We start from the raw sequence: 7,121 nt of genomic DNA, 5'->3' as shown, positions 1-7,121 counted from the left end.
GGCTTGCTTGCTCCCACGAACGGATGTCTCCTTACCCACCCTCGACACAGAGTTTTATACCTGTTTGCTACCTCTGTCTATTTTGGCAGGGAGGGCTGCTGCTGGTCTGGGACGGCGCCGAACTACTCGCCGACGACGCGGGAGAGCTGACCGTCGCGCTGGGCTCCCCCGGCACCCGGCGGGTCGAGGCGAGCATCGTTGGATGAGCTGCGGGGCGTGGGATGGCAGCGTCTTCTGGCCGCGGCCCGGCGCAGGCTGGAGCAGACCGGGGGCGTGCTCGACGGTTCCGTCGGGCTCGCCAACCCATCCGAACCCGAACGTCGGGTGATCATCGGCATCACCGGGACCTATCGGCCTGAGAGCGTCAAACGGCTCACCGTGTCACTGGCCGACCTGGACGACGCCCTCACGAAAATGCACGGCATGGGCCTGCTCCAGGCGCTGGCTTCGGTAGGGGGGCCGGTCCGGGACCGGCCCGCGGAGCGAGCCGCGGAGGTCGCCGGCCGGCAGGCGTTGCTCGCCGCGGCTCAGTCCGCGACGTGTGCTTCGGAACCCTGGTTCGCCGAGTGGCTGTCGGCGATGACCGCGGACGGCACCCTCACCCGCCTGGTCCGGCGCGGTGACACCCACCTGATCGAGCAGGCGACAGCCGTGCTCGACCAGCTGCCCGCAACCTTCGTCCCGCTTCCCGTCCTGGCCGAGTCGGCCACCGGCGACACCAAGGCGCTCGTCGCCGGCAGCCCGCTGGCGACGCTCGTGCTGCGCGCCCTGGCGCTTCGGTCCGGTGCTCCTGCTCCGCCTTCGGGCAGGGCCGGGCAGCGGGCGCTGTGGGAGTCCGTAGGTGTGATCGTCGACGACCTGGCCAGCCAGGTGCTGGTGCTCAACGTCAGGACCCGCGGCGACGAGGTGGTCTCCAGGTGGCTGAACGACGCCGCCTCGTTCGGGATCCCGTTCCGGCTCACCCTTCACCAGCAGGGGAAACACCCGGTCGTGCCGGTCGCCGAGGAGATCTTCGTCTGCGAGAATCCGGCGGTGCTCCGCGCGGCGGCGGCCGAACTCGGGGCCCGGTCAGCCGCCCTGGTCTGCACCGAGGGGATCCCGTCGGCCGCCTGCCACAAGCTGCTCGCCTCGGCAGCGGCGGCCGGGTCACGACTGCGCTGGCGAGCCGACTTCGACTGGACGGGGCTGCGTATCGTGGAGGCGGCAGCCGTACGGCATGGCGCGTCGCCCTGGCGGATGGGGGCGGCTGACTACGCGGCCGGTCTGGCGGAGGGCGAGTCCACTCCGCTGACCGGCAGCCGGTCCGGCAGCCCCTGGGATACAGCCCTCGCCGAGGCGATGGCCGCCGAGGGCCGGGCCGTCATGGAAGAACGCCTCATCCCCCTACTCCGCACCGACCTCTCGGCTGACGCCTGACGGCGAAGCCCGGGCGGGGGGCCGCGCCATCACCGTCGACGAGGTGGACGAAGCGCCTGGGCCGGCACGGCGGCGATGGGTCAGGGCTGGCCGACGAAGTTGACGCTGACCGTCGCCGGGCGGGCGGTGGGGCTGGTGGGCGTGGGCAGGAATTCCAGGACGCCGCTGCCGTAACAGGGCAGGTTCAGCGAGGTGGGGATCTCGGTGGCCGTTCCGTAGTAGCGCAGGACGATGGGCGGCGTGGCGGTGGAGGCGTTCCTGAAGGCGACGCCGATCGCGTTGGCCGCGCTGCCGGTGTATCCGACGCCGCTGGTCGAGCCTGAGGGGGCGGGCCGGACTCCGACCGTCTGTCCGGCCATGGGATGTCCGGTCTGACCGGGGACGACCGGACCGAAGCAGGCCATCCTGATGATCGATCTGGCCGTCTGCCCGTTCACCAGGCCGGAGAAGTACTGGCCGGGGCCGATCGGTGCGGGGTCGACCACGTCGGCGAGGGCAGGCGCCGACGCGGCGGTCAGCACGATGGCGGCTGCCAGGGGGACGAGCCGGGCGGAGAGCTTCCGGGACATCAATGCCTCCGTGTCGAGAGACGGCAGGGCGGACGTGACAGGGCGTCGCACAACCGACGATAAATTTCCCGACACATCCGGTCAACGATCTCTTTGGACGTCGGCCCTTGGCCGAAACGGCCGCTCGCCGCTTCGCTGGCGAAACATCAACCGGTAGATCGATCGTCGAGTCCGGCGCGGTTGAAACGTTCTATGAGGGAGGTTTTGCGCAGAGTGCTCCTGGCGTAGGGATGCGAGGCGCCGCGCGAACCCGTCGAGACGGTCGGCGCGCTGAGCCACCGCCCGCAGATCCGTGAGCAGTTCGACGGCCGCGTCGTACTCGTCTGGCCTCTTGGTGGCGACCATCGCGCCCACCCTCGACCAGGCCGCATCCCAGCGCCCAGGTCTCGGAGAATCCGGTCAGCTCGGCCAGTTCGCGCTTGGACATCGGCTGACACTTCTTGGCTCTGGTGATCCAGAAGCGGATGGCCCGGCGTTTGTTCTGCTCATCGGGCCGCGACCGGTCGCGACCACCGCCGCGACGTTCGGCGTGGGCCGGCGACAGGACCACGCCGATGTCGTGCAGCTCGATGACCGGTGAGCCGGAGTCGTTGGACATACACACCGCGCCGGGGCGGACCGGCGTGGTGGTGGAGCAGCAGGCGGCCCCGGGGATGCCCTCGCCGTCGTGGTGGTCGGTGCACCAGGCGCATCTCGCCTTGCCCATGGGCGCCCGGGTCGTACTGTTTCCCATTGGGTCTTCCTCCTGGTGGGCGTCGTCGCCCGGCAGGCGCAGGTGCACTGCACGGTCCGGCGCCCCTCCCCCTGGACTGTGGCTGAAGCCAGGTGATCCGCCGTGCGGCAGGCTCGGCGCCCAGCACGTGCGGTCCGCGGTCGGCGTGGCCTGAGGTCGTCTCGATCACGTCGGGGTGCCGTCGCGGAGCAGGGTGAACCAGATCGTCTTGCCGGTGGGGTAGGGCCACACCCCCCAACTGGCCGCCAGGGCGCGCACGATGGCCAGGCCGCGCCCGCCGGTGTCCTCCAGGTCGGGGTCGCGCGCGGCCAGCGGGGTGGTGCTGCGGTCGGTGATGGCGCCGATGAGGGCGGGTCCGGCGTCGTGCAGGGCCATGACCACAGGCGCGGCTCCGTGGACCAGGGCGTTGGTGACCAGCTCCGAGATGACGAGCTCGGCGTCGTCGACCAGGTGGGGCAGGCCCCAGTCGGTCAAGGTCTTGCGCACCATGGCGCGGGCCTCTCCCACCACGGCGAGGTCGGCGGGGAGGGCCCAAGAGGTTGCGTTCATGTCGTCTCCGAGAACGGTCCCCAGGCCAGGCCGTGGGGGATGTCGGGGTGCCCGAACAGCGCGCGGAGGGGTTCGTCGGCGGTGAGCACCTTCCCGCCGGGAACGAGGGTTGTTACGTGCTGGTGCTGGGTTCAGCGACAGCTGCGAGTTCGTCGTGAAGTTGGATGAGCCTGGTTAGCGTTCCGAGTTCGTCAGCGCTCACGGTCAGCGCGCAACTTGCATCTCGCTGGGCACGGCTCAGGCTGTCGGTTCGTGCCGTCCACCAACGGCCTGCTTCCGTGTGCCATGCGCGCTTCCAACCCGAGGATTCTGGGGTTTCGAGAGTCACATGGGCTCCGTGTGTGGTTGCTTGGGGACTGTCCGTAGCCATAGTGCTCGTGCAAGTTCTAAGATGCAAGTTCTGCTCAAAATGTGCGGCATTCATCCTGGCTTGCGTAGGCTGACCGGGCGGTGAGGCTGTATACGTCGATTGGAGTGATGTGATGACGGACATTGATCACAGTCCGACCGTGCGGCTACGCCGTCTCGGTCTCGAGCTTCGCCAGCTCCGCAAGGCAGCGAAGATGGACATCCAGGACGCGGCCGACGTTCTGGAGTGCTCCACGTCGAAGATCAGCCGCCTGGAGAATGGGCGCACTCAGCGGCCGGATGTGCATCATGTCCGAAAGCTCTGTGAGGCGTACGGCGTGAGCAGTGAGACGCGCATTAACGAGCTGATGGCCCTTGCCCGCGAGGCCAAACAACGCGGATGGTGGTCGTCCTTCAGCGACATCCTGTCGGGCGAGTACGTTGGCCTGGAAGCCGCGGCGTCGTCCCTCAGGAACTGGGAGACGTCCATCATCCCGGGCTTGCTCCAGACGCCGGCGTATGCGGCCGAGGTGATCCGCGCCGCCGGAGTACGCGAACTGCGTGAACTCGAGCGCCGCGTGGCCGTGCGTATGGAGCGACAGCAACTGCTACTTCGCGAGAAGAACCCGCCACAGTTCTGGGCCGTGGTCGACGAGGCGGCGTTACTACGCCCCGTGGGCAGCAGCGAGGTACGCGAGGAGCAGCTACGAAAATTGGTGGACACCAGCCCCTTGCAGCATGTGAAGCTGCAAGTGCTGCCCTTTTCCGCCGGTCCTCATGCCGGGCTGGGCGGCCCTTTCGTGATCCTGGATTTCCCGCATGCCATGGACCGCAGCGTGGTCTACATCGAGACCCCGACAGACGGTCTCTACCTGGAGGAGGCGGAGCAACTCAAAAGCTATAACCTGTTGTTTCAGCACGTATGCGCTTCAGCGCTAAGCGTGGACGCGTCGATCGCGTATCTGTCCGATTTGATCGACAAGCTGTGAGGCATCAATGGATCTATCGACCATGGATCTGTCCGGCGCCCAATGGCGCAAGAGCACGCGCAGCCAGGGCACCAGCAACAACTGCGTCGAAGTGGCGTGGTTGGCGGCCGGTGTAGCCGTGCGCGACAGCAAGAACCTTGGCCCCGCTCTGGGCTTCACCCAGGACGGCTGGGCCGCATTCATCGGCGGCATCAAGGCCGGCGAAGTCCAGTAACCGGCAACGACAAGGCCCCCGGCGCATAACGCTCGCCGAGGGGCCTTGCTGTATCTGTCCAGTTCCAGCATAGCCCGGAAACCTATTTGATCCCCTTCTTCCTCTGACGCCACCGAACTTGCGGGTGACGATGACGAGCGCTGCGGCGCTGACTGGCCGTGCGAACGAGGACTTCACCGGCGCCGTACCGACGGTAGCGGTGCTGATCGACGGCGCCGGCATCTCCGGCACCGAATCGATCTGCCACACGGCGTGACCTGGTACGCCCGCCGTCTTGGAGGCAGCCTCCTCAGCCCCTTGCCGCTCATGCGGGACCGCAGCCTTTCGGCGCTGCTCGCCGAGGCCATCGAGCAGGTGACAGACGACCACCGCGACACCTGCGACGTCGCCGACCCCATCAGTCCGTCGGCGACCGTGGCTATCCTGCGCCTGTTCCGACAGCCTCATCGCGCACCTGGTGCTCGGTGACTCGTTCCTGGTGCTCGACAGAGCAGACGGTGCGCCGCTCGTCGTCTCAGATCCCCGGGAGGTGATCATCGGCCGGTCGTACCAGCCCACGCTCGAGGCCGCCTTAGCGACGAGTACCACCGAGTCCTCTGAGACTTGCACGCCAACCCGAACCGGCCGGGCGGCTTCTGGGTGGTCAAGGACAACCCTTGGGCGGCAGACGAGGCGATCACCGGAAGCTGTCCAATCTCCGAGCTGACCGGCGCCGTCCTGCTCAGCAATGGACCAGCCGCATCGTGGACCGGTTTTGGCTCGCCGACTGGCCAGGGGTCATAGCCGTCCTGGCGTCGAGCGGACTCGCAGAAATCATCCATCGTGTCCGGCAGGCGATCTGAGCCAACGTGCTGGTGAGCGCGGTAGATGGAGGAGCGGATGCTGAGGCTCCACTCGATGTTGCCAACTGAGTGCCCTCCCCACTGTGGTCAGCCGCAACGCGACTGAGTGGTTGGATCTGCAGGCCGACGGCTGACGTGCTCACCTCCCGGCAGCGAAACCCCTGCATCGTCCATCGTCTTCGGCCGCGCCAAACTTCTACCGCTGCTTGACAACCATCTCCCGACCATAAGAGTCCAACTCAACGTGCCGGTCAGGTGTCCTGGCGGCTGGGAGACCAATCAAACCGTCCTAGCTCACCTGGCCGTAACGGTTGTGGCGTAAACTGCTATATCCCTCAGGAGGTCATAACTCGTGGTCTATATTGTCCCCAGCTCTGCAGGTGCATATCCAGCTCTTCAGCCGGCTGGAATACCGGATTCTATTTCGGGCGAAGCGGACTGGGAGGTTTCGTGAATCGTAGACCTTCATCGGTGGACCAGCTCCTGTTGTGCTTGGAGATATCGCGGCTAGAGGCGCCCAATCAGTATCCAGTAGTAGCCAGCTAGGAGAAAGGTCGCACTTGATGAGCTCGGGCCAGATCGAAGCGCCCAGCATGCACCTCTCTATGTTCGATGTTGATTCGGCACCGGAAAGTCCCGGTCTCTATGCATGGTACGTCCGTCCCCAAGTCTCGATCCCTAACTCAGATAAGGCGAGTGATGAGGAGGGGGCGGCTGCCGCGTTCATAGACTCGCTGCAGCGATACGCATTGGTGTATGAACCGCCAGCTATAGATCTACAGGGCACTTCCGATTATGATTCCCGATGGAGGGGGAGAATCCGGGTGGATTATCCCTTAGGTGCGCTTGAAGACTTTATCCAACCCGGCACTGCTCAGGCGCAAGAGGAATCGACAATTGCGGCGCACACGGAAGATAGCGCCAGGGCCAGTCTATTTCGAGTTGCTCATTCAAGGGTTGAAAGAGAAGCTTTGGCCCGCATATTAAGGCAAGCGATACCAATTTTTGCAACGCCGCTATATATCGGCATTGCCGTAGACCTGAAGAAACGCCTATCTAGGCATAAGAGTGATTTTACTCGCATTAGCGACTATCTCCGAAATAGACCTGATGACCGGCAGCGAGCCATCATACAGGCCAAATCGTTCGGCCATCGAGCCGCCGCACGGCAGGTCTCCATGGAGGACCTCGAGGTTTGGGTCCTCGACCTGAGGAAACTCATCCAAACTGATGCGAGTGCGGATGATATTCGAGATATCATACGCTCAGCGGAGTGGTATCTGCATAGACTCTTTGCACCCACCCTGGGAAGGCGGTAGGCATGGCGATGTTCGGGTCGGGCGGCGGACCACGGTTTCAGGACTTTGTGCGTGGTACTTGGGGCACCTTTGCTACGCCTGCTGGGCGAGTCGAGTACATCATGACAAAGGCACGTTTGGGTGATGAAACTTCAGATCCTGA

General features: G+C 65.4%; 8 protein-coding genes. 6 read left to right on the top strand and 2 right to left on the bottom strand.

Annotated features, from left to right (window positions below):
• Both ACGFIV_RS25240 and ACGFIV_RS25235 read left to right on the top strand, forming a co-directional pair.
• Nucleotides 1–206 (top strand): hypothetical protein (locus tag ACGFIV_RS25240; protein WP_392837976.1); only part of this gene is annotated, 206 nt, incomplete at its 5' end.
• Complete coding sequence (locus ACGFIV_RS25235; RefSeq protein WP_392837975.1) at nucleotides 199–1,416, top strand: TIGR02679 family protein; 1,218 nt, start codon at nucleotides 199–201, stop codon at nucleotides 1,414–1,416. The genes ACGFIV_RS25240 and ACGFIV_RS25235, both read left to right, overlap by 8 nt.
• A gap of 80 nt (nucleotides 1,417–1,496) precedes the next feature.
• On the opposite strand, the gene ACGFIV_RS25230 is transcribed toward ACGFIV_RS25235, so the two are convergent.
• Nucleotides 1,497–1,985 (bottom strand): hypothetical protein, encoded by a 489-nt coding sequence (locus ACGFIV_RS25230; protein WP_392837974.1) that lies wholly within the window; start codon nucleotides 1,983–1,985, stop codon nucleotides 1,497–1,499.
• Between the two features lie 331 nt (nucleotides 1,986–2,316).
• Between ACGFIV_RS25230 and ACGFIV_RS25225 the strand changes: the two genes are divergently transcribed.
• On the top strand, nucleotides 2,317–2,565 hold the full coding sequence (locus ACGFIV_RS25225) for a hypothetical protein (protein WP_392837973.1): 249 nt from the start codon (nucleotides 2,317–2,319) through the stop codon (nucleotides 2,563–2,565).
• A 318-nt stretch (nucleotides 2,566–2,883) separates the two neighbouring features.
• Here the strand turns inward: ACGFIV_RS25225 and ACGFIV_RS25220 are convergent, their stop codons facing one another.
• Nucleotides 2,884–3,267: an ATP-binding protein gene (locus ACGFIV_RS25220; protein ID WP_392837972.1), complete on the bottom strand. Its 384-nt coding sequence runs from the start codon at nucleotides 3,265–3,267 to the stop codon at nucleotides 2,884–2,886.
• A gap of 482 nt (nucleotides 3,268–3,749) precedes the next feature.
• On the opposite strand from ACGFIV_RS25220, the gene ACGFIV_RS25215 reads away from it, so the two are divergent.
• The 3 genes from ACGFIV_RS25215 to ACGFIV_RS25205 all read left to right on the top strand — a co-directional run bounded on the left by ACGFIV_RS25215 (nucleotide 3,750) and on the right by ACGFIV_RS25205 (nucleotide 5,074).
• Nucleotides 3,750–4,604: a helix-turn-helix domain-containing protein gene (locus ACGFIV_RS25215; RefSeq protein WP_392837971.1), complete on the top strand. Its 855-nt coding sequence runs from the start codon at nucleotides 3,750–3,752 to the stop codon at nucleotides 4,602–4,604.
• 22 nt (nucleotides 4,605–4,626) lie between these two features.
• On the top strand, nucleotides 4,627–4,818 hold the full coding sequence (locus tag ACGFIV_RS25210; RefSeq protein WP_392837970.1) for a DUF397 domain-containing protein: 192 nt from the start codon (nucleotides 4,627–4,629) through the stop codon (nucleotides 4,816–4,818).
• A 124-nt stretch (nucleotides 4,819–4,942) separates the two neighbouring features.
• The gene (locus tag ACGFIV_RS25205) at nucleotides 4,943–5,074 is read left to right on the top strand and encodes a hypothetical protein (RefSeq protein ID WP_392837969.1); all 132 of its coding nucleotides are present in this window, start codon (nucleotides 4,943–4,945) and stop codon (nucleotides 5,072–5,074) included.
• Nucleotides 5,075–7,121: the final 2,047 nt, after the last annotated feature.

The organism is Sphaerisporangium sp. NPDC049003, assembly GCF_043197795.1.
In the GTDB taxonomy this organism is placed as follows: domain Bacteria; phylum Actinomycetota; class Actinomycetes; order Streptosporangiales; family Streptosporangiaceae; genus Sphaerisporangium.
Note: the sequence above shows the minus strand (reverse complement) of the source record. Positions and strands in the feature narration are given on the sequence as shown.